This is a genomic window from Fibrobacter sp. UWOV1 (assembly GCF_900142495.1).
Lineage (GTDB): Bacteria > Fibrobacterota > Fibrobacteria > Fibrobacterales > Fibrobacteraceae > Fibrobacter.
On the sequence record NZ_FRBA01000001.1, the window covers coordinates 888,296 to 914,619 of the forward strand.

General features: G+C 53.6%; 20 protein-coding genes. 6 read left to right on the forward strand and 14 right to left on the reverse strand.

The features are described from left to right. The first annotated feature begins 231 nt into the window (after positions 1–231). Positions 232–1,869, forward strand: a complete 1,638-nt coding sequence (locus tag BUC02_RS03675) for a fumarate hydratase (RefSeq protein ID WP_073318735.1) — start codon at positions 232–234, stop codon at positions 1,867–1,869. 75 nt (positions 1,870–1,944) lie between these two features. Here BUC02_RS03675 and BUC02_RS03680 read toward each other — a convergent pair whose 3' ends face one another. Further along, on the reverse strand, positions 1,945–3,675 hold the full coding sequence (locus BUC02_RS03680; protein WP_073318737.1) for an arabinofuranosidase catalytic domain-containing protein: 1,731 nt from the start codon (positions 3,673–3,675) through the stop codon (positions 1,945–1,947). Positions 3,676–3,850: 175 nt separating this feature from the next. Between BUC02_RS03680 and BUC02_RS03685 the strand changes: the two genes are divergently transcribed. Together BUC02_RS03685 and BUC02_RS03690 are read left to right on the forward strand one after the other, a co-directional pair. Next, entirely contained in the window at positions 3,851–4,696 is an 846-nt protein-coding gene (locus BUC02_RS03685; RefSeq protein ID WP_073318739.1) for a DUF4423 domain-containing protein, read from the forward strand. Between the two features lie 3 nt (positions 4,697–4,699). After that, positions 4,700–5,914: a hypothetical protein gene (locus BUC02_RS03690; protein ID WP_073318741.1), complete on the forward strand. Its 1,215-nt coding sequence runs from the start codon at positions 4,700–4,702 to the stop codon at positions 5,912–5,914. Here the strand turns inward: BUC02_RS03690 and rnc are convergent. The 9 genes from rnc to BUC02_RS03735 form a co-directional block, all read right to left on the reverse strand. Continuing rightward, on the reverse strand, positions 5,911–6,729 hold the full coding sequence (rnc, locus tag BUC02_RS03695; protein ID WP_073318743.1) for a ribonuclease III: 819 nt from the start codon (positions 6,727–6,729) through the stop codon (positions 5,911–5,913). The two genes, BUC02_RS03690 and rnc, sit on opposite strands and share 4 nt — an antisense overlap. Positions 6,730–6,909: 180 nt before the next feature. After that, complete coding sequence (gene acpP / locus BUC02_RS03700) at positions 6,910–7,149, reverse strand: acyl carrier protein (protein WP_073056887.1); 240 nt, start codon at positions 7,147–7,149, stop codon at positions 6,910–6,912. Positions 7,150–7,200: 51 nt separating this feature from the next. Beyond that, the gene (gene fabG / locus BUC02_RS03705; protein WP_072800985.1) at positions 7,201–7,941 is read right to left on the reverse strand and encodes a 3-oxoacyl-[acyl-carrier-protein] reductase; all 741 of its coding nucleotides are present in this window, start codon (positions 7,939–7,941) and stop codon (positions 7,201–7,203) included. Positions 7,942–8,030: 89 nt separating this feature from the next. Next, complete coding sequence (gene fabD / locus BUC02_RS03710; RefSeq protein WP_073318745.1) at positions 8,031–8,948, reverse strand: ACP S-malonyltransferase; 918 nt, start codon at positions 8,946–8,948, stop codon at positions 8,031–8,033. A 252-nt stretch (positions 8,949–9,200) separates the two neighbouring features. After that, on the reverse strand, positions 9,201–11,645 hold the full coding sequence (locus BUC02_RS03715; protein WP_073318747.1) for a glycoside hydrolase family 9 protein: 2,445 nt from the start codon (positions 11,643–11,645) through the stop codon (positions 9,201–9,203). Between the two features lie 316 nt (positions 11,646–11,961). Beyond that, positions 11,962–12,945: a phosphate acyltransferase PlsX gene (gene plsX, locus BUC02_RS03720; protein ID WP_073318959.1), complete on the reverse strand. Its 984-nt coding sequence runs from the start codon at positions 12,943–12,945 to the stop codon at positions 11,962–11,964. A gap of 35 nt (positions 12,946–12,980) precedes the next feature. Then, positions 12,981–13,169: a 50S ribosomal protein L32 gene (rpmF, locus tag BUC02_RS03725; RefSeq protein ID WP_072800982.1), complete on the reverse strand. Its 189-nt coding sequence runs from the start codon at positions 13,167–13,169 to the stop codon at positions 12,981–12,983. A 2-nt stretch (positions 13,170–13,171) separates the two neighbouring features. Continuing rightward, the gene (locus BUC02_RS03730; RefSeq protein WP_073056896.1) at positions 13,172–13,687 is read right to left on the reverse strand and encodes a YceD family protein; all 516 of its coding nucleotides are present in this window, start codon (positions 13,685–13,687) and stop codon (positions 13,172–13,174) included. 70 nt (positions 13,688–13,757) lie between these two features. Beyond that, positions 13,758–15,101 (reverse strand): efflux RND transporter periplasmic adaptor subunit, encoded by a 1,344-nt coding sequence (locus BUC02_RS03735; RefSeq protein WP_073318749.1) that lies wholly within the window; start codon positions 15,099–15,101, stop codon positions 13,758–13,760. A 165-nt stretch (positions 15,102–15,266) separates the two neighbouring features. On the opposite strand from BUC02_RS03735, the gene BUC02_RS03740 reads away from it, so the two are divergent. Next, positions 15,267–16,166, forward strand: coding sequence for a cation diffusion facilitator family transporter (locus BUC02_RS03740; RefSeq protein ID WP_073318751.1), 900 nt, complete (start codon positions 15,267–15,269; stop codon positions 16,164–16,166). A 176-nt stretch (positions 16,167–16,342) separates the two neighbouring features. On the opposite strand, the gene BUC02_RS03745 is transcribed toward BUC02_RS03740, so the two are convergent. From BUC02_RS03745 to pelA, 4 genes are all read right to left on the reverse strand, one after another. Further along, complete coding sequence (locus BUC02_RS03745) at positions 16,343–17,806, reverse strand: M16 family metallopeptidase (protein WP_073318754.1); 1,464 nt, start codon at positions 17,804–17,806, stop codon at positions 16,343–16,345. Continuing rightward, positions 17,806–18,741 carry a hypothetical protein gene (locus BUC02_RS03750; RefSeq protein WP_073318757.1) on the reverse strand — a complete coding sequence of 312 codons (936 nt, stop codon included), beginning with the start codon at positions 18,739–18,741 and terminating at the stop codon, positions 17,806–17,808. The genes BUC02_RS03745 and BUC02_RS03750 overlap by 1 nt, the downstream gene beginning before the upstream one ends. A 286-nt stretch (positions 18,742–19,027) precedes the next feature. Beyond that, positions 19,028–21,139, reverse strand: coding sequence for a pectinesterase family protein (locus tag BUC02_RS03755; RefSeq protein WP_073318760.1), 2,112 nt, complete (start codon positions 21,137–21,139; stop codon positions 19,028–19,030). 248 nt (positions 21,140–21,387) lie between these two features. Next, the gene (pelA, locus tag BUC02_RS03760) at positions 21,388–23,124 is read right to left on the reverse strand and encodes a pectate lyase (RefSeq protein ID WP_073318762.1); all 1,737 of its coding nucleotides are present in this window, start codon (positions 23,122–23,124) and stop codon (positions 21,388–21,390) included. Positions 23,125–23,404: 280 nt separating this feature from the next. Here pelA and BUC02_RS03765 point away from each other — a divergent pair, with 280 nt between their 5' ends. Both BUC02_RS03765 and BUC02_RS03770 read left to right on the forward strand, forming a co-directional pair. Further along, a complete protein-coding gene (locus BUC02_RS03765; protein ID WP_073318765.1) occupies positions 23,405–25,597 on the forward strand; it encodes an NADP-dependent isocitrate dehydrogenase in 2,193 nt (730 codons plus the stop codon). Positions 25,598–25,824: 227 nt separating this feature from the next. Then, a complete protein-coding gene (locus BUC02_RS03770; RefSeq protein ID WP_073318767.1) occupies positions 25,825–26,319 on the forward strand; it encodes a glycoside hydrolase family 3 protein in 495 nt (164 codons plus the stop codon). The last annotated feature ends 5 nt before the right edge of the window (positions 26,320–26,324 follow it).

The window sequence follows — 26,324 nt, forward strand, 5'->3', positions numbered from 1 at the left end:
TCATCGGCATTTTGCGATTTTTCGCACACCGTCGCGGGCTAAACCGCTCCATTCAGTCGAAAATTTTAGACCAAAACCGCTAGAAATTTTAAATTACACACATAAAAACAATGTGAAATGTGTAATGTGTGATGTGTAATTAGTCATTCCACTTCCCACATTGCGGCGCAAGCCGCCCACATTCCACACCACACACTAACCCTTGATTCTAACCCTAACCCCTAATTAACTATGGCATTCAAATACGAAGCTACCGTCCAGCACGGTGAAGATACTACCGAATACGTGAACCTCGGTAAAGACGGCGTTTCCGTCGCCGAATTCGAAGGCAAGAAGATTCTCAAGGTTTCTAAGGAAGCTTTGACCAAGATTGCCCAGGCCGCCTTTGAAGAAGTGGAATTCTGCCTGCGCCCGGCCCACACGGCCAAGGTCGCAAAGATTTTGCAGGACCCGGAAGCTTCGGACAACGACAAGTTCGTGGCCCTCACCATGCTCAAGAACGCCTGCGTTGCCGCCAAGGGCATCCTCCCGTTCTGCCAGGACACCGGTACGGCTATTTGCGTTGCCCACAAGGGCCAGCAGGTCTGGACGGGCTTTGACGATGCCGAAGCCATTTCGGAAGGTGTCTACAACGCCTACACCACCAAGAACCTTCGCTACAGCCAGATTGCACCGCTTACCATGTACGAAGAAAAGAACACCGGTTGCAACCTGCCTGCCCAGATCGACATCCACGCCGAAGAAGGCGCCGAGATGAAGTTCCTCTTTGTGGCGAAGGGCGGTGGCTCGGCGAACAAGACTTACTACTGGCCCATGACCAAGGCGCTCCTCAACCCGAAGTCCTTGGAAAAGTTCCTCGCCGAAAAGGTGAAGACCTTGGGTACTGCGGCCTGCCCTCCGTACCACCTCGCCATTGTGATTGGCGGTACCTCTGCCGAAATGAACACCCACATGGTAAAGCTCGCTAGCTGCGGCTACCTCGACGATATTCCGACCAGCGGTTCCGAAGGCGGCCGCATTTTCCGCGACCTCGAAATGGAAGAAAAGGTTCTGCACATTTGCCAGAAGACGGGCATTGGCGCCCAGTTCGGCGGCAAGTACCTGGTGCACGATGTTCGCGTGATTCGCGCTCCGCGCCACGCTGCAAGCTGCCCGGTTTCTATCGGCGTCAGCTGCTCTGCCGACCGCAACATCAAGGCAAAGATTGACGAGAACGGTCTCTGGCTCGAAAAGATGGAACACCATCCGGAAAACTATATTCCGGCAGGCAACGCCGTGAACCTCGCTCCGGCTGTGGAAATCGACCTCGACCGCCCGATGAAGGAAGTGCTCGCCGACCTCACCAAGTATCCGGTGAAGACGCGCCTCAGCCTCAAGGGCACGATGATTGTGGCCCGCGACATGGCTCATGCGAAGATTGCCGAAATCTTCGACAAGCAGGAACGCGGCGAAGAACTCACCGACGAAGAAAAGACCGTGCTCAAGGTCGTGTCTGACCACCCGATTTACTACGCCGGCCCGGCCAAGACTCCGGCAGGCATGCCCACCGGTAGCTTCGGCCCGACGACTGCCAACCGCATGGACCCGTACGTGATGCGCTTCCAGAGCAAGGGCGCTTCGATGATCATGGTCGCGAAGGGCAACCGCAGCCAGGACGTGACTGACGCCTGCAAGAAGTACGGTGGATTCTTCCTCGGCTCTATTGGCGGTCCGGCAGCCATCCTCGCTGAACAGAACATCCTCAGCAACGATATCGTGGCCTTCCCGGAACTCGGCATGGAAGCCATCCGCAAGATTACCATCAAGGACTTCCCGGCATTCATCTTGGTCGACGACAAGGGCAACAACTTCTTCGAAGGACTGATCTAGTCGAAACCACCCTTTCAATAGAAACGCCCCGCAAGCTAGAGCCTGCGGGGTGTTTTTGGGGTGTGTGGAGGTGTCTTATTTTGTCTTTACTGCTCGGACAATTTTATTGTTCGTTTTGATGACATAAATTCCGTTGGGAAGATTCATACGAACTTTATCCCATGCTCTATATATCGTCTTTTCATCTGCACGGAAAGTGATAACGCGATTTCCGAGAACGTCATATACGGTAGCCGTTTGTGGTGTTGAAGTGAAGTTGCTTTTGAATCTCGGCATTTGGGTGGTGGATTTTGCGATTGTAAATTCAATCCAGTCGAGATTGAAGTACGGCTTGTCAATCTTTATTTTTAGCACATGCGCACCTTCTGCAATTGCGGGCACGGAAACCGCAACCGTTTCAAACGTCTTCCAGTCGCCGGTATTCGGGACCATCACGGTGACGACTTTTTTCTCGTCAACGAGTACGGAGAAGAATGTGCTATCGCTTGGGGAGGCGACGCGCGCCGTGAGCGTGAGCGAGTCGTTCTTGGACGCTTTTACCGTGTAACGTAACCAGTCATCGGCATAACCCCAGCCGTAAATGATGGCGCCTTCTGCGCTGTCGAGGCCTGCGTTGTCATCGCGGTAGAGGCTGTTTTCGTTTTCGATATCGCTGTCCAGGAATCCGCGGCCGTTGCCGCCTTTATCATAGTTCTCGACTTCGATTTTTCCGGGGATGGTAAGTGTATCTTTGAACGGTTCAATTTCGACTTTTTTGAAAATGTCAATTTTGCTTCCGTAACCGGCGGCAACGATGTTTGCCTGTACCAAATCGTCAACGGAATCGGGCGGGTTTCCGATGGTCATCACACCTTCGAAGAACGTTCCTGCACCGCCGTCGCTGCCGTCACCGCCATTGCCGAGCACGATGGCGCCTTGCAGCTTGCGTGGGCTGTAGCCTCTTTTGCGCGGTCCGTCCCACATGGTGTTGAGGGTTCCTTTTTGAGCGCTGCCGCCCTTGAGCTTGAACGTTCCGTCATTCGGTCCTTTGAGCATGGCGGTCACATAGTCTGCTTCAATAGAAAGTGCGTCTGGCCACGGTGTTGTATGGGTCTTGCCCCATTGCCAACCAGCATCGTTTCCCTTGAATACGCCGTCTTCCAAGTCGGCGGCAACCCACGGACCGTTTCCTTGTCCTGGACCGCCCCAGTCCTTGTCGCTTCCGAAGTAGATGCATTCCATGGTTCCAGGGCCGTCATCGTTACCGGTTGTTTCTGCATTTCCGTAGTTGAAACAGCACAAGTCGTTGTAATGTCTGCCGTCAACGACCATGTACATGGATTCTTCTTCGTCGCCGGTGGCTACACCTTTGGTATTGTTATTGCGGTAACCGGTGGCAGACCAGGCGTCGCGATAGAATCCGTATGCCCTGCGCCCGCTGATGTAAATCGGGGCCCTGTTGGCGTCTGCTTCCTTGGCTCCATCCTTTAGCCAATAGACTGGTGGGGATTTTTTTAAGTCGTTTTTGTAGCTGCTCTGGTCGTAAATAATCGAAATGGTGCATTTGGAACCGGCGCAAAAATCATCTTGCACGGAGGAATTGACATACCCGCCCTTTTCTTCGAGCGGAATATCTTTAGTGGCTCCATCGGCTCGACGAACCTGGTACAGGTTGCCATTATACTCCCCGAAAAGCGCGCGCGTCAAACTATGCGCCGCCACGCACGGGGTGTTTGCCTTTGCGTAAATGTCACAGGGGCCTTCTTTGGCCAAGACCATGGTGGGTGCCACAAGCGCCAGCACTGTCAAAAATGAATTGTATTTCATCCCAACATCCCTCTTTTTTACCAACCAATATCAAATTACCTCTAAAACGGGCCAAAATCACGCCTTTGGAGATTCTTCTATTGCATTTTTGTCAAAAACGATTCGCTCTTTTTTTGCTTTTCGGCCCGAGAAAAGGTTATTTTATTGAATGGATCACTGTTTAGGGAACTGGCCTATGCTCAACATTGACGAAATAAGCGATTACAGGGACTTGCTCAAGAATTACTATACCCAGCGCAAGCTGGATATGCCGCTGTATTCCTATAAAATGATGGGCCAAAAGCTCGGGCTCGACACGAGTCAGGTTTTCCGCGTGCTGAACAAGGAACTGCACCTGCCGAACCGCAGCATTCCCTTGGCAAAAGACTTACTCGACTTGAAGGGCCGCAAGGGCGAACTTTTCGAAATCCTCGTTGCCGCCTCCAAGACCAAGTCCCCCGCCAAAAAGGACAAGCTTTACAAGATGGCGCTCGCCTTGCAAGATGTGGACTTGCGCAAGCTGAGTGCAAGCGAATACCTGTTCTTAAGCAAGTGGTGGATTCCCGTGGTGCGCGCCCTGATTGAAATGAACGGCGGGCATGCCGAAGTTTCGCACCTGGTCAAACAGATATCGCCGACGGTTTCTGAAGACCAAGTCCGCGAAGCCATAACCGTTTTGAAGGATTTAAAGCTCATTACGCCGCTTGCCTCGGAACGCTACGCCGCAACAACTGCTAACTTTACATCGGCAGGGTCAGCCACAAAGACCGCCGCCATCCGCAGCTACCAGAATCAACTTTTGGCGCTCGCGCAGAACTCCCTGATTGCAGTGGAACCTGCCAAGCGCAATATTTCTTCGCTGCTGGTGGGAGTCGATGAGGACTGCTTTGCCGACTTGAACGAAATGACTCTGGAGTTCAGGCGCCAGGTACAACGCAGAGTGGCCGAGGTCAACAAGCCTAACCGCGCTATGCAGTTTGTATTTGCGCTTTACCCGGTGGCCGACATTTCTAACGATCCACGAACCAAGAAAGAGGGGTAAAACATGAAACGACTGTTTTTGCTACTCGCGTGTTTAGCGCCCCTGGCCTTTTGGGCTTGCTCCGACAAAGAAGTCGCGGGCATTAGTACCGTTGAAACCGAAAACGCCTTCTTGATTCAGATTGTCCGTGAAGATTCTAAACCGGCGGTGGGCGTTGTCGCCCGCATGCGCTCGGTGGACTTTGTCCGCAACATCGAAGACGATTCTCCAAAGGCATTCTTCTTCGAGGAATTCAAAACCGATTCCTTGGGGCAAATCCGTATTGACAGCCTCGCCGTCGATGTCGCGACGATTGAAATTGTGGACGCCGGCGAAGGCCTGTTCACCAAGATTTCTGCCGAAGACATTCAAGAAGGCGATTCCGTACAGTACGCCCTCGAAAAAACGGGCAGCCTGCGCGGCAAGGTTTACTTGCCCGACAGCGTCGACTACGCCTGGGTGCAAGTGTACGGCACCGACCGTCTGGTTAAAACCGACAGCGAAGGCTTTTACGAAATGGATTCCCTGCCGCCGTATGAATACGACATGCGCGTGATCGTTGGCGACAGCATTATCGAACAGTCCGCGAAAATCGACGCCGGCGAAAATGTTTCTGCAAACGTGCGCACCTTCGAGCCCGACTCGGTCAAGGTGCTGGATTTTGAATCGGCAAGCGCCCAATTCACAATCAAGGAACTCGGCATCAGCGAAACGGGCTACATGTCTTCTACCGACACAAGCGTCAAGACGACTCCCGAAGTCGAAATCATTCCCGAAACCCGCAAAGACCTCTCGGATTTCATTGTCGAAGCGGGCGCAGACCGCGAAGGGAACGCTATTTATTGGGAGACTTCGGCAGCAAAGCCTGGTTCCTGGTCGTTCTACGGAATCTGGATTTGCAAGGAAGAATCGCCCTGCGACTTGTCCGCAACCGATTCTATCGTTTACTACGCTCGCGGCACAGGCGTCATCTCGATTATCCTGGAAACCTTGGGCGAATCAAACACCGAAGGCAAGACACTCGCCTACGACACGCTCAAGACTAGCGACGAGTGGACGCGCCGAGTTATAAAGCCCGAAAACTTCAAGCCCCGCGACGACTTGTACGGCAACCTCGGCTGGGAAGTCATCAGCAAGTCGGTGACGACGATTTCGATCGCCGCCTACGACAGCACGCAATTCTGGATTGACGACGTCGTGTTCTACGGCGTCAAACCGAGTGATTTTACCGCCCGCTAGGGCAGGCCGACGTGGCGCTGTTTCTGCTTCTTGGGCTTGGGTTGCTCGGAGCCTTTTTCAGCTTCGGCCTTGGCGGCTTCGGCTAAAAGCATTTCAAGCGACACGCGAGAAGCCTCCTGCTCGGCCTTCTTCTTGTTGCCACCCTGACCGCGACCGTACACGCGACCGTCCACATGGACTTCGACCGTGAACAGCTTCTGGTGTTCCGGGCCCGATTCATCGACCACCACGTATTCCGGAACCGTGCGGAGCTTGCCCTGCAGGTATTCCAGGAGTTCGCTCTTGTGGTTGATGAAATCTTCGGCAGAAATAATCTCTTGCACCCGCGGAAAGTGGAACTTGTTCAGAATCACGCGGACCTCGTCGAGGCCACCATCCAGGTAGACGGCGCCAAGAACCGCTTCGTAGGCATCGGCCAGAATGCTTTCTTTGCCGCGGCCGCCGAGCTTTTCTTCGGCCTTGCCCACCTTCACGTATTCGCTCAGGCTCCATTCCTTGGACGACTGCGCGCAGGCATGTCCCGAAACAATCGCGCTCTTGCGCTTGGAAAGTTCGCCTTCCGGGTCGTCGGGGTAAGTCTTGTAAAGGAATTCGGTGGTGAGCATGTTCAGCACCGAATCGCCCAAAAATTCCAGGCGTTCGTTGTTGCTCTCGTAGGGCATGTCCGTGCCCGTCAAGAACGAGCGGTGCACCAGCGCATGCGCCAAAAGTTCAGGATCCTTGAACCGGTACCCGAGCTTCGCCTCAAGCCCGCCATCGGACTTCTGGCGAAACCAGAGTTTAAGCACTTTGTGGAGAAGGTTTGTATCAGACATTAAATAGTAGGGAGTAGGGAGTAGGAAGTTGGAAGTAATTCAGAATTCGGATTTCGGAATTATGAATCACTTAGCTGATTGTAATTCAGAAGTCTGAAATCCGAACTCCGAACTAAATAAAGAAGGGGCAACCCGAGCCGGGCCACCCAGTCTAGTTTCTTATCGAGAGAGGCTAATAAATTAAGCCTTCTTCGCTTCGATGAAGGCGACCACGTCAGCAACCTTCTGGAACTTTTCGGCGTCGGAGTCGAGGATTTCGACTTCGAATTCGTCTTCGAGGGCCATCACGAGTTCCACGCGGTCGAGAGAGTCGGCACCGAGGTCGTTACCGAATTCGGATTCCGGCTTCACATCTTCAGCCTTAACGCCGAGCTTGTCAACGATAACAGCGGTGACCTTCTTGAAAATTTCTTCGTTCATTGTAATCTCCATTTGGATTGATTGTTTGAGTTCAAATTTAGTAAAAAATGCCTAGGCGTTCAACCCACCATCGACGCCAAGAATCTGGCCGGTGATGTAGCAGGCGTCGTCCGATGCCAAAAATGCGGCAGCGTTAGCAATATCTTCGGGTTTTCCGATGCGGCCAAGCGGAATCTGGGCGGCATACTTTTCCTTGGTGGCCTCATCCATGGCGGCGGTCATGTCGGTACCGATAAAACCGGGGGCAATGGCGTTCACGGTAATGCCGCGAGAGGCAAATTCCATGGCGTTCGAGCGGGTCATACCGATAATGCCAGCCTTGGCAGCGGCGTAGTTGGCCTGACCGGCCTGGCCGTGCAGGGCGTTGATGCTCGAAATGTTAATGATGCGGCCGGTACGCTTGCCCATCATGGTGCGGGCGACAGCGCGGGTGCAAAGGAACACGGAACGCAGGTTCGTGGCGATCACGGCGTCGAAGTCTTCGTCCTTCATGCGCATCAAGAGGCCATCGCGGGTAATACCGGCGTTGTTCACCAGAATGTCGACCGTGCCCATGTCAGCAATAATCTGCTTGAACACGTTCTGCACCGTTTCGGAGTCGGCCACGTTGCAGGCATAGCTCTTGACCTGCACCCCAAGTTCGGCGGAAAGTTTGGCGGCCAATTCTTCCTTGACCGAGGTGGAAAGGATAGCGACGTCAGCGCCTTCGCTGGCGAGCTTGGTTGCAATGGCAAGACCGATACCGCGGGAAGCGCCAGTCACAATTGCCTTTTTACCAGTAAGTTTACCCATAGAGTGTTCCTCTTAGTTAGAAGTAGGAAGTAGGAAGTTGGAAGTTGGAAACATTCACTGTCTACCGTCTACTTCCTACTGTCTACTATTTATTTAAGTGCCTCAAAAGCCTCGATTGTTTCGACCGGAGTGACCTTCACGTCGCGGCTGATCTTGCGCATGAGGCCCATGAGCACCTTGCCGGAACCCACTTCGACACCCTGCGTCACACCCAGGGACATGGCCTTGTTCATGCAGTCGTTCCAGCGGACCGGAGACACCAGTTGGCGCACCAGAAGGTCGGCAATTTCAGAACCCTTCGTCACCGGTTCGGCAATCACGTTGGCAATGACCGGCTTTTCGACATCGTTAAACTTGGTCTTTGCAATGGCTTCGGCAAGGCCAGCCTGAGCGAACTGCATGAGCGGGCTGTGGAAGGCGCCCGACACGGCAAGCGGAATGGCCTTGATGCCTGCGGCAGCGCAGTTTTCAACCAGCTTGTTCACGCCGGCGACCGCACCAGACACCACGATCTGGCCCGGGCAGTTGATGTTTGCCGGAACCACGGTACCGACATCCTTCACGGCTTCGCAGAGTTCGAGAATCTTGGCTTCGTCCTGGCCCATGATGGCGGCCATGGCACCCGGATTCTTGGAACCGGCGCTAGCCATAAGTTCGCCACGGGTACGCACCAGACGGAGACCGTCTTCGAAGCTGAAACCGCCGGCAGCGTAGATGGCGGAGTATTCACCGAGGGAGTGCCCGGCCACGTAATCAAAGGCAAAACCTTCGGACTTGAGGAGTTCCATCACCATGGCAGACACGGTAAAGAGAGCCGGCTGCGTGTTGTCGGTGCTCTTGAGCACGTCTTCCGGACCTTCGGCCATGAGCTTGGAAAGCGAGAAACCGAGAATTTCGTCGGCCTGCATCATGAGTTTCTTGGCCGGTTCAAAAGTAGAAGCGAGCGTCTGGCCCATGCCCACATACTGAGCACCCTGGCCGGGGAAAAGAAGAATCGTCTTAGACATTATATATATACCTCTGCGGCTAGACCGCATTTTTTGTTTCGCGCTACAATTTAGAAAATAAGGGCCGGTGTCATCGGACCGCCTGCCCCTGTATACAAGAAATTGTAAATGAAAGAGTTTTGACATAATTTTATAACAAAACATCTCCCCCGCCAAAGCCCCTCCCCAAACGAAAGAAGCACTTGCAATAAAAATTGCAAGCGCTTTGGAAAGCCGTAAAAGGAGATCCCGGCTCAAGGCCGGGAAGACATTTTAGCGGGTAATTGTCACCAGTTTGTGCTTACGGAAGCTGCCGGCGGAGTAGTTCACGATGTATGCGCCAGCGGGGATTGATTCCACATTCCACTGCAATGCATGGCTGCCGGCGGATTCACGGCCCGGTGCATAAAGTTTCTGGACCTTGCCCTTCACAGACACCAGCGAAATCTTCACGTTCTGTTCCGTGGGGAGCGTGTAGTTCACATCCAGGGTCACACCGTTGTTCACGACAGCCAGACGGGCTTCGCCGATTTTCGCAATTTCGACAATCGCTTCCTTCGTGGAGTCGGCCTTGGTGGTATCTTTCTTGGACGTGTCAGCAGCAGATTTTTCCGGAGAAAGAAGTACGTTTGCCACAAGGAACGACGCGTTGGCGTCTATGTAAGTTTCTGTTGCAGTAAATATTACCCAGTCAGAAATCAAAGAATCCGTCATCGAGCCACCCATAAGAGCTCCAACCGGTGGCCTGTAGCTATACGACGCCAAAAAATCTTTATAGTTAAGATATTCATCAACAGTCATTCCATTCCAACCTTCCGGGTTTGCCGTACGGTTGTGGACATGCGCTTCATTCTTGTCGCCCACCCCCGTCATAAAACAGATATCCCACTGGTTTGCACCCAGAATGTAATTCATCTTGTTTATGGCTAGCTGACGGATTTCAGCAGATTTTGCAACTTCTGCATAAATAAGCAAATTTAAAATCGTGCCAGTTTCATAACGATTCGGGTGCCAATCAAAATGATTTGTTACAAACCATGGCTTATCATAACGGAACTCATAATGACTCCCAGGCAAATCCACGTGTTCATCATCACCGTTTCCTAAATCATCACTCACACTTCTTACAAGAGAATTCACCAATCTTTTAGTATAATCGATTCTCACAGAATCCTTAATGCCATATTTTGCAGCGGTTTCCTTGTCTGCCAAAAGCAACTTGTAGAAGGCATACAATGTTATTGCAAAGCGATTGTCATAATCTGAAGTCCAGCCGCCTGAAGTAAAGCCACGATCAGCGCCCAACCAACCCGCAGGGAAATACTCAAAACTATACTTGGCATTTATATTGTCATTAATCGTCTTGTCTTCGGCAGCATCGTTCAGGTAATCCATCTTCTTTGATTTTTCGTAGGTCGCATAATGGAGCGCGATAGCCGCCATCGCAAGAACATCATAAGGCTTCTGTACCCCACAGGCATACAAAGTTTCGTCACAAACTTCCGGGTCACCAAAGTGTTCCTTGGCATAGGCATACAGTTTTTCAGCCACCTTAAGGCAACTATCCGCAAAGGCTTTATCATACGTTGCATAACGCACACTCAACAAAGCAAGGCCTGCTGCAACCTGCGCCGACATGCCGGGGCCAATGCCGTGCATAACCGGTCTTGGAGGCACCGGGTTCATCGATTCCATGCTGTCCGCACGAGTCCAATAATTATGATCAGTTTCATCACCAATGTTTACAATCATATCCTTGATTTCGCCCTTGGCGTACTCATAAGAACGCAGGTAAAATTCTGCACCATGGCGAGCTTCGCGCAACATGTCCGGAATGCCGTCTGTCTTTACGATTTCGTTGTGGTTAAAGGCGTAATGGTCTTCGTCGCGTTCCGGATGGACTGCCGAAAGTACCGAAAGCACCAAGAAGGTATAGCCCATCGTCGGAGCCATCTTCAAGAAGTCACCTGCATCGTACCAGCCACCGGGAATGGAGTCGTGTACATGGCTCGGCCCATGGAACCAGGACTCCGAATCACCACTGCGCTGCACGCCAAAGAACTTGAGGTTCGCGTCGCGCACCATGGAATAGACCTTGTCGCTCACGATGAATGTCGAGGAATATTCCTTACCCACCTTGATGCGGAGGCGCTTGTCTGTGGGGAGCGCTGCAAGTTCGGCCAGTTTGCCTGCGCATACCTTGGCTTCAGGAGCGGTCTTTTCCACCGTGTAACGCTTGTCAAGAGAATTGACATACGCCTTTACCACTCTGACGGTTTGGTCAATTTTCCCGAAAGCCGAGAACTTGCCTCCCGCGGCAACTTCTTCACCTTCTAAGTCCACAACAGAATAGGTCGCCGATTCGCATTTATCCGAAACGTAATAAAACAGCTTTTCAGGGTCGTCCGGCAAGTAACCGGCCTGGTTCACGCGGATATTGCTGACCTTGAGGTTCAAGGCATCGATGAAGGCCTGGTTCAAGGTGTCCGCAATGTAGGCGTTCGCCTTGAAGTCCGCCGGCTTTGCTCCGGACTTCGGGGTACCGACCAAAGTATCCTTTTCGTTTACGGTGAAATTGGCAAAGTCGTAGACCGTTCCGCCATCTTCTACGGCGGCAGTGCACCATTCCATCGGATAAACCGGGCGAATCAGGTCGTACGGGGTTTCCACAGCAAACGCGCCAACCGCTATAAACGGAATAAGGGATGCTAAACGCATGTGTTTCTCCTCTCTTTTGTTCTCTGTAATACGTAATATAACAAAAGTCTGCTGAGGACTTGAGCAATTCTTGTCTTCCTGCACGCCGCCCGCTGTCTTCCCGGGCTCTGACCCGGGATCTCCTTTTACGGCTTTCCAGAGCACTTGTATTTCTTACTGCATGTGTTCTTTTTTCATGCTACAAGAGGAGATCCCGCATCTACGTGCGGGAAGACATTCTGTCTGCAAGCGATTGGGAGTGGGGTCGAGCAGCCCCATAAAAAAAACAGAGCCCGCGCGAGGCAGGCTCTGTTCAAAATTTTCGCACAAATTAGCGTTACTTTGCTTCGGAGGAATCGTCCTTGATTGCGAGCAGTCGTTCATTCACATTCTTGGACACACCCTTTTCGGCATACTTGGCAGCGACTTCGACAGCCTTTTCGATTGCGAGAGCATCGGAGCGGCCATGAGCGATAATGCCCGTACCATTCAAGCCGAGAAGAAGAGCGCCACCCGTCATGCGGTAGTCCCACATTTCGTCGAAGCGGCGGCCGTTCGGGGTATCGATAACACCGAACATCTTCTTGTGCAGTTCGTAGAAGCCTTCGAGCATCTTCAGAACCACGTTACCCGTAAAGCCAGAAGTCACGACTACGTCGGCGACACCTTCGATAAGGGTTTCGCCTTCGATGTTACCGATAAAGTTTACCGGAGCGGACTTCAGCAACTGGTGAGCTTCCTGCAGCACAGCCGGGCCCTTGTGTTCTTCTTCGCCCATGTTCAACAAACCAACCTTCGGGTTTTCGTAACCGAAGTAGGTCTCGGCGAAGGCAGAACCAGCAATGGCGAAATCCACCAGAGTAGCAGCGCGTTCATCGACGTTAGCACCGGCATCGACCAAGATGATCGGGCGGTCAGCAGTCGGAATCACGCAACCGATAGGCGGACGGCTGAATTTGTCTGTAGTACGGCCCAAGAGCATGAGGCAGCTGGCCATCATGGCGCCGGAGTTACCGGCACTCACGGAGGCATCTACCATGCCCTTCTTCTGCAAGGCAACGCAAGTCACCAGGCCAGAATGGGGCTTTGTCTTGAGGACCTGTACAGGGTGTTCGTCCATGGCCACAGGGTCCGGTGCATCGACCACGGAAATACCGTTGCCAGCATAGCCAAGCTTTTGGAGCTTAGCCTTGACCTCGGCCTCCGGTCCGCACAGAACCACGTGAAGGTTGGCATTCTTGTTGACGGCGTTAACCGCACCTTCAATCACTACGTCCGGGGCGAAATCGCCTCCAAGAGCATCAAGAGCAACTTTAACCATGCACATCTCCTTGCAAATTCAATTGCAACGCCAAATTAGGCTTCGGCATCCTTCATATTAATCACTTCGACACCATTGTAGTAGCCGCAAACCGGGCACACACGGTGCGGGCGCTTCACGGAACCGCAATGATCGCAGGTAGCCATAGCGGGCACTTCCATCTTCCAGTGGGTGCGGCGCTTGTCACGACGGGCGGTCGAGGTTTTTCTTTTAGGTACTGCCATTTTTAACTCCTATTTTCCATTTTGCTCTTAAGAGCCTTGAGTTTGTCCCAACGAGGGTCGGTTTGAGGCTCCTCGTCGGCGGGTTTGTTTGTTACAAAGATAAAATCTTCGTCAGGATTTTTCACGGGCGCTTGCGGTTCTTGTAGAATAACCAGCTGTCGGACGCACTCGGAAAGGTCCACGAAGTTCTGCCCCTGGGGAATTCGGTAGGCAAAGACGTCTACATCGTCTTCATCGAGTTCCTGTTGCGAAACCCCGGTGCGCGTTATTTCTGCCACGATTTCGGTCGAAAAGGGGCGGTCGAACGGTTCCAAGGTACGGGAGCAGGTCAGAGTTTGCACTCCGGAGATTGATCCAGTCACAAGACACTTGCTTTCGCCTTCGGGGCTTACCAGCACCTCGGCTACCAGATCGCCCTTGAGGTGCAGTTCGTCGAAGATTTCGGGGGCATCGGTACGGCACCAGACCACCCGGCGGTCTTCGGAATCAGTAAGTTTTTGTGCGATATCTAATCTCAAAGTAGCCCAAATTTAGTAAAAACAGGGATACAAGTCAATATTTGACGAGTATCCCGGTTAAAGTTTGCGTTTACTTTTTCTTTTTACCCGGTGGAGTGGGCATGAAGGGGCTGCTTGCCGCAGACTTTTCCTTGGTGGCAGTCACCGTTTCTTGACTTACGACCACGGAATCGCCCACGGAAAGCCCCTTGAGAATCTGGATGTTCACGCCGTCGCTAATGCCGGTCTTGACGGGGCGAGGGGCGGCCTTGCCGTCGATGTTTACCCACACCAGGTTGCCGCTCGGCTTTTTGCCGTCAGCACGTTTCTTGAAAGACTTGGGGAAACTGCCAGGAGGCGGGAAGTTGCCCTTCTTGAAATCGCCCTTTTTAAAGTCGCCTTTCGGGAAATTGCCGGCAGTAAAATCGCCGGAGGTGGAGTCGCCGGATTCGGGGCGCGGCGGGCGCATGCCCTTAGGCGGTTCTGCCATCGGGGTACCGTCGGCAGGCGTGAACTTGAGCGCCTTCACCGGGATCGCGATGGCATCGGTGATTTCTTGAGTCACAATGGTGCAGGTCGCCGTCATGCCCGGGAGCAACTTCTGTTCCGGGTTCTCGGCGGTAATCACGACGGTGTATGTCACCACGTTGCTCGTGGTCGTCGGATTCAGGCGGACTTCTTGTACCGTTCCGTTAAAGGTATCGTTCTGGAAGGCATCGACCGTAAAGGTCACCTTTTGGCCTTGCTTGACCTGACCGATATCGGCTTCGTCGACATCGGCCATGACCTTCATCTGGCTCAAGTCCTTTGCGATTACAAACAAAGTAGGAGTGCTCATGGAGGCAGCCACCGTCTGGCCGACTTCTACCGCACGCTTTAAAACCACGCCGTCGATGGGGCTCTTGATGGTGGCGTAGCTCAAGTTGAGGCGCGCCTGGTTGACTTCGTTCTGACTACGTTCTACGGCGAGCTTTGCCGAATTCATGTTGTATTCGGCGGTTTCGAGTTCCACGGCGCTCGCGGAATTGCTTTCGGAAAGTTTCTTGACGCGGTTGTAAGTCGATTCCTTGAACTTGAAATCGTTTTCGGCCGACTTGTAGGCGATTTCGGCCTGCGTGAGCGTGGCCTTGAGCTTGGACTTGTCCAGTTCGGCAATGACCTGGCCCTTTTTGACTTTGGAATTGAAGTCTACGTTGATTTTCGCAATGTCGCCCGACACCTGAGTACCGACTTCCACCTGGTCGACAGGTTCAAGCGTACCCGTTGCCGAAATGGTGGTCGAAATCGTAGTCTGCGTAACCTTCACGCTCACGAGCGGACCTGCAGCATTTTCAGTCTTCGCGTCAAAGAAAAAGGTTTTCACCCCAAACCCGATACCCGCCAATACGGCAAGCACCACGATAAATTTTATGATGAATTTGAGCAATCGTTTCATACAACAGACCCAAAAATAAAAAGTATTACCGACGTTTTCGGGTATTTAGATGCGCACACACGACAAAAGGTTGCCTATTCGCAAGAGTTTATCCCCATTTTTTTATATTATGCAGCATTAATCGCTAACAACTGTCTACTTCCTACCGTCTACTTCCTACTACCTATGACTCGCATTGCTAAAAAAGATGATTCCGCAGAGGTCCGCCGCGTTACGTGGGTGGGGCTCGGCTGGAACGTCGCCTTGTCGGTTGGCAAGTTTTTTGCGGGTTATTTTGGCGGATCACAGGCACTTATCGCCGACGCCATTCACAGTGCATCTGATTTTATCACGGACATAGCGATTATCGTAGGGGCCCGCTTCTGGAATTCGCCACCCGACGCGAAACACCCGTATGGGCACAGGCGATTCGAGACCTTGATTTCGGTCGGAATCGGGCTTGCGGTTTGCGCCGTGGGTCTCGGGCTCGGCTACAATGCGGTGGTAGCGCTCATGAACGGCGAGCAGTCGCACCCCGAATGGATTGCGGCGATTATGGCGGCGGTTTCGATTATCGTGAAAGAGGCGCTTTTCCGCTACACGCGGGCGAAAGGTCGCGCCATCCGCAGCGAGGCCGTCGAGGCAAACGCTTGGCACCATAGGAGCGACGCCTACAGTTCTATTCCTGTTTTGATCGCGGTCTTGTTCGGGATTCTTTGCCCCACACTCTGGTTTGCAGACTCCGTAGGCGCGATTATCGTTTCCGTTTTCATTTTGCATTCGGGCTTTGAAATTGCATGGCCGGGCATTCACCGCGTGGCCGACGAAGGCGCGAGCGCCGAGGTGGCCCAAAAGTTGCGCGAAGTGGCACTCGCCTGCCCGAACGTGATTAGCATTCACGGGTTCCGCACGCGTTACGTGGGCAGCGATTTGCACGTGGATTTGCATGTGGTCGTTCCCGCCGACATGACACTCTTGGCCGCCCACGACCTGGCCGAAGAAGTAGAGCGCCGTATGATCGAGGCGGGAGAAAATGTAGTCGATGCGCTTGTGCACATCGACCCGTACGATCCTAATAAAGTATAATCCATACTGTCTTCCCGGATATTGCACATGTCATGCCGGGCTTGACCCGGCATCTCCTCTAGTTGTTTGAAAAAACGCTTGCATTTTTACTGCAAGCGCTTTGGAAAGCCGTAAAGGGAGATCCCGCATCTACGTGCAGGAAGACAATTAGGAAGCATCCGGGAAGACAATCGGGGCTACTTCTTCAGCAGGAAGCCGGCGACGCTCTTTTCGCGGACGAAGGTTTTCTGCGCGGCCGCTTGTACGTCGGCGGCAGAGACCTTATTGAGTTCGTCCGCCCAGTTGAGGAAAATGCGGTAGTCGCCGTACATTTCGTACCAGGCAAGCATCGTGGCCACGTTTTCCATATCGGTCAGGCTACGCACCAGGCCGGCGTAGGCGTGGTTCTTCACCTTCTGGAAATCGCGTTCGCTCACCGTTTCGGTCTTAAGGCGTTCCAGTTCTTCCCACACGATTTTTTCGACCTTCGCGGGGTCGGCATCCGGGCGCAAGTTCACCGTCACACCGAATTCAGACACGTACTTGTTGGGCGAATTAGACGCCTTCACGCTCACGGCGAGCTTTTCTTCTTGAATCAGGCGCCTGTAGAGTCTGCCGGAACGGCCATTCAAAACGCCCTCGGCAATGTCCAGCGGGTACAGAATCTGGTCGCCCACGGCAGGCGTCGTGAACACGAGCGTATACAGGTTCGGAGCGTCCGGGCGCTTTACGGTCAGGCGCTTTTCGCCGGCCTGCTCGGGGTCGCGAATCGTGAGCGGAGGGAACGCCTCGCCTGTAGGAATCGGGCCAAAGTACTTCTTGACCATTTCCATGGTGGCGGTGGTATCGATGTCACCTGCCAGCACCAAAATCGCATTGCGCGGCTTGTAATACTTGCGGTAATGTTCGTCGGCCATTTCGCGCGTCAAGTTCATGATGTCACTTGGCCAGCCGATTGTTGGCACGCGGTACGGGAACGCCTCGTAAATCATGGAATTCAGCGTTTCGTAATAGCGACCCGTAGGTTTATCATCGTAGCGCATGCGGCGTTCTTCGCGCACAACCATGCGTTCGGAATAGAATTCGCGGAGCACGGCGTTCTGCATGCGGTCGGCTTCCAGCCACATGAACAGTTCAATTTTATTCTTCGGGAGCGTCACGATGTAGGCGGTCATGAGGTCGCTCGTAAAGGCGTTGAGCCCCGTACCGCCTGCGGCCTGGTAAGCGCTCCAAAGTTCGTCCTTCACAAAAATCTTGCGGTGTTCGTTCACCACGGAATCGTGTTCGGCGGTAAGCTTTTTCACCTTCGCGGTATCGCCCGCCAAAATCGCCGGACGGATGAGTGCCTGCAGGCTATCTTGCACCGCCATGAACTTGGCGTCGGCAATGCTGTCGGTAATGCCCACCTTCTTGGTGCCCTTAAAGAGTTCATGTTCCAGAATGTGTGCCAGGCCCGACTTGCCCGGGACTTCGTGCACGGAACCTGTCACGTAGAACAAGCGGCAACTTACCGTAGGAGCCTGCTTGTTCGGGTGCAAAAGCACCGTGAGCCCGTTCGGCAAGACTTCTTTGTGAACCACCAAGTTCACCTGTGCAAAAGGCTGCGTAAACAAGGCAGCGGCCAGCGCCACACCACACGAAATTTTATTGAGCCAATTCATTACGACTGCTCCCCGCTACTTTTATCTTTAGCGAACTTGACAATTTCTTCTGCGATTTCGTTTGCCTTCTGCGTGTCTTCGTTGTAGATGGCATCGATTTTTTGGCAACCCAGTTCCAGAATGCGGCGGGCCAGCGCAGAATCCTTCTGATTGCGCAAATCGCGAATAGCCAAGTCAATCAGCTTGATGTCGGCCTTTGCCGGGTAGCCCTTCATAAAGTCATAAAAAAGCTTGATTTGTTCGTCGTACTGGGCATCCGTTTCGAGTGCGAGCAAAAACGGAATCACGCGCACGTTCAAAAGTTTGCCCAAGTCGCCCACGAAGGTATTCAACGTGAGCCCCTTCGGGAACAATTCCTCGGTATCGTTCTGCAGGTCTTCGGCATCCATGAATTCGCCCGATTCGATCTGCGTGAGCGCCTCGTTCAAAAAGTCCATCTCTTTTTTGCGGGCCTGTTCGCGGAACCTTGCCTGGTAATAAATCGGGAGCGTCGTCAGGCAAAAGTGAGCCTGCCCCGCGCCAATGAATTCACCGATGTAATAGATGTCGGCGTCTTCGGCGAGAATGTCCTCTTCGCGGGTGAAGTTGCCGATCTTTGCCGGAATCGGGATGACTTCCATGCTTGAAAGTTCGTGCAGGCGTTCGCGCATCTGTTCCACATCCATATCGGGCGGGAGTTCCACGCCATCGGCCTGCATCGATTCCAGCATGTCGTTCAGCTTGTCATCGACAGCACGGTCAATCGCCTTCTTGCTAGGTACGCGCGGCGAGAACATGCGGAAATCGCCTTCGAGCGCCAAGAGCCCGTTCTTGATCATGTCATCGAACGGTGTGCCGCTATCCCGTTCGTCGGGGTTCGGCAAAATCTTGGCGTAGGCAATCATACGCCCGCACAGGTTATCGTCGTTTCCTTTTTTCTGCTCAATACCTAACATACAGAAAGCAATATAGAAAGATGTTAGATGTGAAATGTGAGATGTGGGATGTGACAAATGCAAAAAGCGAGCGCCGCGGTCAAGTTTACTTGAACATGGCCGAGCTTAGCATTTGGTACTTGAGCGTAGCGAAAGTACAAACGTGAGATTATATAAAAAAGGGGCAGGTCTGCCCCTCGTTCACACTTCGTTGTTCACTACCCCATCGAGCGGGGTTCCACCCCGCAACGCCCCACCCTGATGGCCATGCGCACTAAGCACCAAAAGTACTAAGTGCTGTCCGCCGCTACTTCACGCGGATGATTTGCTGGCGGAGTAGGGAGCCGTTGCCACGCTGCAGCAGGTACATGCCCGGCGCCAGATTTTCGGTGCTTACGCTTGAACCCACGGATTCGCGAACCAGTTGCCCCGTCAAGGTAAACAGGCGCACGCGAGTTGTCGGGACCAACTGCTGGCTCGGCGTTGCAAGCCCGCGAATTGCAGTCGTTACATCGGCCTTGAGCAGCTTGAGTTCCACCTGGTCCAGGTTCGGGCCATCGTTACCGCCCATAGTCGCAAACGTCATGTAGCCTGCGCCCTCGGCGAGTTTCGCCTTGAACGAAAGCGTTTCCCAGGTCGTCCAATTCGTGGTCGCCGCAAAGGACAGCGACTCGGCACTTTTGCAGCCGTCAATGCCGGCGGTGCACACGCCCGGGGCCGCGGCCGCCAGGCTACGTGCATTGCCACTACCGTTGGCATAGCGCACCATAACTTCGTACTCGCCCGCGACTTCAGCGTATACGGGCACTTGAATCATGCTCAAGTCGCCGGCAGCAAAATTCACGAAGGCACTTCCGTTAAAGCCTGCATTGTTGCTTTCGGCTGCGGCGTTCGTAATGATTCCGTCTTCCGCTTGGAACACGGTCGTTCCCTTGGCGGTAAAACTCGGAATGAGTTCGATATCGCCTGCCGCAACGATTTCAACCGCAGCCTTACCCGCATCAATCAGGCTTGCGTTCTTGCCGCCCCAGCCTGCGAATTCCCAGCCCGCATTCGGGACTGCGGTAAAGGTCGCCGTCTTGCCCTCGGCCACCTTGTCGCCCGAAAGATTTGTCGTCACCTTGCCGCCGATCGCATCGCCAAGCGTTACTTTGTAGTAAGTCACATTCGCATCGACTGTTGCGACTTCGTTGGAATACGCGCCGAGGCCACCCATGCTGTTTGCAGCACGCACTGTAATCTTGGAACCCGTAGCTACACCATCGAGCGAAAAACTCGGAGCGACTACATTCGCCTTGTACTTGCCGTTTACGAACACCACCCAGCAGCGGGCATTATTGTCGTCGGCCCAGACAATTTCGGCGCCTTCCTGCGTGATTTTCGGGGCGGAAACCTGCGCCGTCAACTTGGTCGGATCCCAGTTGTCGCTACCCTTGAGCACGTTTGCGAGCGTATACTTCGCAGCATCGCTTGCGTTCCACACCGTCTTGAGCGTAGTCGCGGTCGATGCGTCCTTGCCACCATTGAAATACGTCTTGCGCTGGCTTGTGTTCACCGCGTTGCCGTTGCCGTCCTTGCTGTTGTATTCGCCAAAAACCTGCGGGGCGGAATTCATGTCGGGCCCCCAGCCTTCGCCCTTGGGCTGCGCAATCATTTTCGTGTTCAGGAAGACCGTCTTCGCGTGCCCCCAGGAACGCCCGAGATAGAACGTGCCGTTGAAACTGTTGTTGCTCACGGTAATGGTCGCGTTGTTGAAGACGTAGCCCCAGTCTCCCGGATTTTGCGATGCGGTAATGTACCCGCCGTTGCGCGTCATCACGAGTTTGGTGCCTTCGAAAAACACGTCGCCGCCACCGCAGATAAAGTCGACCGTTCCGTCAATTTCGCCACCTTCCCAGTAAGTGCGGCCTTTCTTGGTGTAGTAGGTGTCCTGGCCGCTTAAAAGGCGCACGTTCTTGTAGATAAACTTGTCGCCTTCGTTCTGCTGCAGCGCCACCTGGCGCGCCGCATTGCCAGAATTATAGGTGCCCTTGTTCTGCAGGGTAATATCCTGCATGTACATCTCGTTGTTCTTCGGGAAGTATATTGTCGCCGTAAGGCTGATGCCTTCGGTGTCAGTTTTGTTCGCGATGATCGTCTTTTCGAGGCTCTGCCCGATAATCGAGAGGTACGATGCGCTCACGGTCGATTTTCCGTGGCTGTCGCCCGTAAGCTTGGTGATGTCGTATTCGCCATCGGGAACAAAGATGACGAAGCGGTTGCTGGCAGACGCACCCGACTTGCCCGCTGCCGCAACAGCCGCCTTAAAGTCGCCATCGACACCGACCACGAAATCGATTTTCTTTTTCTCGACCGCGGAGGCACTTACCGCAAAAGCAAGCGTCGTTACCAGAAGAAATTTACAAGTATTCGTATTCATAAAATTCCTTTTCTTCGTTCCTCTCCCACTGTCATGCCGGGCTTGACCCGGGCGGACAGCACTTAACACTTTTATACGATACTTGGCAACTTGTTGCCATAGTAGAGTTATCCTCTTTGGGGAAGTGCTTAGTGCGCATGGCCACCAAGGTGGCACCTCCTTTTACGGCTTTCCAAGATTCTTTTCTTGTAGGCTGCTAGAGGAGATCCCGGCTCAAGGCCGGGAAGACATTCACACTAAGACGTTCGTCACCTCGCTCCGTTCACGCGGAAAATCTTGCCGTTTGCTTTTTTCAGGTAAACACCTGCGCTAGCGCCACCGACGCGACCGAAATCTACATAGTAGCGGGCGGCAGCATTTGCCGGAACAGCCTGCACGGCGCGGTCCCCGATCACGGTCGTTCCACCGACATCCTTTTCGCCGGCGTACAGGTCAGCGCTCATCCAGCCAACGTAATCGATGTTTGCCATGCCGTCTTTCGAGGTGCTCACAAACTTGAGTTCGCTGTAGCCCTTTTCGAGCGGCACCTTAATGGTTTGTGCCTCCCAAGTGGTCCAGCCACCAGTAGAACCCATGCTCACGCCTTGAACAACAAGCACATCGCCCACATATATGTCGTAGCCGCGAGCGCCCGAGCCACCATTTGCAAAGCGGATTGTCAAATCGTATTCGCCCGCCTTCGCTGCGGTTACGCCGTAAGTCACGTAGCTACCCGTTTCGTTGTCTACATTGGCGTAGCCCTCGCCCACAAAGCCCGTATTCGTCGTTTCCTTGACGCCCTTGATGTCTACAAAGTTCACGCCATCGATGAATGTCTTGCAGGTATCGCTCCCGCAAAGTACTGCCGGCGGTGGAGGCGGAACGTAGGTGCCAGACATCTTTTCAAGCGCTTCTAAATAAGCGGCTTCCGTCGAGAGAAGCGCACTGCCGTAGTCGCCCGCCCACTGGTAACCCGTGCGACGTTCTTCGCTAATTTTGGTAAAGTCCTGCGTCTTGGTGCTGGCACCGTCGCGGTCGCAGAAGAAATAGTTGTCGTTGTTCACTTCGTAAAAGCGATACCACAAAACATTACCGTCGCGCTTGTCAAATGTACCCGCTTTCTTGTTAAAGTAAAGCCCCGTAACCTTAGTCTTCTTATACCAGGCAATAGCCCCCTTGACCGCCTTCTGGATCGCTTCGGTCTGTTCGGGCCAATTCATCAGGAACCACACAACGCCGGCAGATTCGCTCCCCGACTTAGATTCCAGTTCATAGGCGCGGGCCGGTCGCGGTGCATAATTTGCGGTATCATGCTGGGCGCACCAAACCGTCAAATTTCCATTGTTCACAATCTGCGCCTTGAGCAAGTATTGAATTGCCTTGTCGAGTGCAGACTTCATCTTGCTTCGTGTCGCATCGTCAATGATATCGGAATCAAAAGGCGAAGTCTTGTTAGCGATATCCATCATAGTGACCATAGCGCGCACCATGGCATTGTCGTTGAGCGTCACGTGGTCGCTGTAGTTACCGCGCTTGGGCCACACCTGCGGAAGCCCGCCCGCGGAGCGTTGCATGGTGAGAATAAAGTTCAGAGCCTTGTTAAAGCTTGTCTTAAAAGCAGCCTTGTAGTTGGAATTCGTTGTCTCCTTATACCGGAGAGCCAATAAACGCATTTCTTGGATGGTTGCATTGTTGTCGATAGTGCCGAGGTCGCCACCATCTTTAGCTCGCCATTCCGACTTCTGCCCACCGGAATAGGCACTCTTGTACTTGTCGGCCATGGCCTTGTAAAAACCGCCGTTGCTAATTTGCCACGTGGTCATGTTGTAGGTGTACTGGTCAATGTCCATACCAGACGCAGCCGTGGTAAGCTCCGAAAAACCGCGGTAGCTGTTAACCTTCGAAACCGCCGTCGAAGGGGGAACATAATCCGCCGCAAACGACGACACGGCAAACGCCAAACCGAACGCGCTCATGACCGGCGCAGGCAACTTCCAAACACTCATAGCATCCTCTTTTTGCGGGCACACCCGCACATTCGTTTTAAATCTACCTTATTTATAGAAATTGCGGTCAAATAAAAGCATTTTTTCGCAGTCTGCAGACAACTTTTTCGCGTATTTTAGTCCACATTTATACAAAAATGAAGGTTTTCGCAAGAAATTAAAGAAAAATTTTACAGAAATTGTAGTCCACAATTAAGCAAACAACAGAATTTTTCATTAGCGAGTACAGCCCGCCCCGGCGAGCCGGGGATTGCCCTGAAATTTCTATCTTTACCCCCGTATGAATACCAAAATTTACTATACCCTCACAGACGAATCGCCGTTCCTGGCGACTCAATCCCTGCTCCCCATCGTGCGCGGTTTTGCAAAGGCCGCCGATATCGATGTAGAAACCAAGAACATCTCCCTGCCGGGTCGCATTCTGGCCGCCTTCGGCAAGGCGAGCGACGACCTGGATTTTTTGGGTAAGCTTACGCTTGAACCGGATGCGAACATCATCAAGCTCCCGAACATTTCGGCGTCTGTGCCGCAGCTCAAGGCCGCCATCGCCGAACTCCAGAAGAACGGCTTTGACGTGCCCGACTATCCGGACGCTCCGGCGAACGACGAAGAAAAGGCAATCCGCGCGAAGTACGACAAGGTGAAGGGTTCCGCCGTGAACCCGGTGCTTCGCCAGGGCAACTCCGACCGCCGCGCCCCCAAGGCAGTGAAGAACTTTGCCCGCAACAACCCACACAGCAACGGCAACTGGAACACTTCTGTAAAGACTCACGTGGCGAGCATGGATGCGGACGACTTTTACGGCAACGAAAAGTCCATCACCATGACCGATGCCGACACATTCAAGATTGAATTTGTCAACGAAGCAGGCGAAGTCACGGAACTCCGCGCTGCAAAGCCACTCCTGAAGGGCGAAATCATCGACGCTACCGTGATGCGCATGGCATCGCTCGAAAAGTTTATCGCCAACGCGATGGCCGAAGCAAAAGCCAAGGGTCTTCTCTTCTCGGTGCACCTGAAGGCTACCATGATGAAGGTTTCTGACCCGGTGCTGTTCGGTGCGTTCGTGCGCGTGTTCTTCAAGGATGTATTCACGAAGTACGCCGACTTGTTCAAGGAACTGGGCATCGATGCCAACAACGGTCTGGGTGATTTGTACAAGCGCCTCGAAGGCAACGCCAAGGAAGCCGAAGTTAAGGCCGCCATTGACGCCGCTCTCGCTGCGGGTCCGGACCTCGCCATGGTGGATTCTGCCAAGGGCGTTACAAATCTGCATGTGCCGAGCGACGTGATTATCGACGCCTCGATGCCTGCGATGATCCGCAATTCCGGCTGCATGTGGAACAAGGAAGGCAAGCTGCAAGAGACGATCGCCTGCATTCCGGACCGCTGTTACGCCGGCATTTACGACGAGACGATTGAATTCTGCAAGAAGAACGGCGCATTCGACCCGAAGACGATGGGCACTGTGCCGAACGTGGGCCTCATGGCTCAGGGTGCCGAAGAATACGGCAGCCACGACAAGACTTTCGTTGCAAAGGGAAAGGGCGTTATCCGCGCCGTCAACAGCAAGGGCGAAGTCCTTTTGCAGCAGAATGTAGAAGCAGGTGACATTTTCCGCATGTGTCAGGCGAAAGACGCTCCGGTGCGCGACTGGGTGAAGCTCGCTGTGACGCGCGCCCGCCTCAGCAACACGCCCGCGATTTTCTGGCTGGACCCGGAACGCGCTCACGACCGCGAAATTCAGAAGAAGGTGGAAGCCTACTTGCCGGAACACGACTTGAACGGCCTCGACATCAAGATTATGAGCCCGCGCAAGGCGATTGTGGAAACCATGAAGCGCGCGAAAGCCGGTCTCGATACCATCGGCGTGACGGGCAACGTGATGCGCGACTACCTCACCGACCTCTTCCCGATTCTCGAAGTCGGAACATCCGCCAAGATGCTCAGCATCGTGCCGCTCATGGCGGGCGGTGGCCTGTACGAAACAGGTGCAGGTGGATCCGCCCCCAAGCAGGTGCAGCAGTTCCTCGCCGAAAACTACCTCCGCTGGGATTCCCTCGGCGAATACTTCGCGCTCGTACCCGCCTTCGAACAGGTCGCCCTCAAGGACGGTAACAAGAAGGCGAAGGTCCTCGCCGACACGCTGGACGAAGCGAACGGCAAGATTCTCGAATTCAACCGCACGCCCGCCCGCAAGATCGGCGAGCTCGACAACCGCGGCTCACACTTCTACCTGGCCCTCTACTGGTCCGAGGCTCTTGCCGCCCAGAAGGACGACGCGGAACTTGCCAAGAAGTTCGCCCCGGTCGCCGACGCATTGAAGGCCCGCGAAGCCGAAATCGTCGCCGCGTTTGCCGCCGAGCAGGGCAAACCCGCCGACATCGGTGGCTATTACCTGCCGAAGGCCGATCTGCTGAAGAAGTGGATGCGCCCGGTAGCGGAATTCAATGCGGTGATTGACGCGTTGTAATTTTACGCGCTGTAATTCGCACGCCACAAACGAAATTCGGTCTTATTTCCTCGCGAAATAAGGCCGTTTTCTTATGTACACGCGAAATCACGAGTTCTTTTTCACCCAAAGACCTTTTGAATGTAAATTTACCTTGGAAGGTATTATTATGAATTTTTCTAAAATCGCTCTTTTCGCCGTTGCCGCCTACGGTTTTTCGCAAGCAGCCATTACGGGCAACGTCGTCGATGAATCTTGCCGAAGGGAACATTAGCGAAGACCACATCAAGGACGCCTGCCGCAGAATATTGCGCGCCAAAATCCGCGCCGGCCGAATCGACAACCCCAACGGCCCCGCCGCCTATGTAGGCGTCACCAAGAACATCGGTAGCAACGAACACCGCCAAATCGCCCGCGAAGCCGTTCAAAAAAGTCTCGTCATCCTCAAGAACGACAAGGTTCTTCCGCTGGATACCAACAGCAAAGTTTTTGTAACCGGCAGCCACGCCAACAATACCGGCCGCCCGCTCCCCATCACCTCGTTCATCAAGACCGCCGACGCCTTTGTCGTGGCATGGCTCCCCGGCAGCGAAGGCGCAGGCGTCGCAGACGTTCTCTACGGCAAGGTAAAGCCCACCGGCAAACTCCCCCACACCTGGCCCAAAGACGCCAAGCAAATCCCGATCAACGTCGGTGACGGCAAAAAAGGATTATACCCGTACGGCTACGGGCTGACGTACTAGCTACA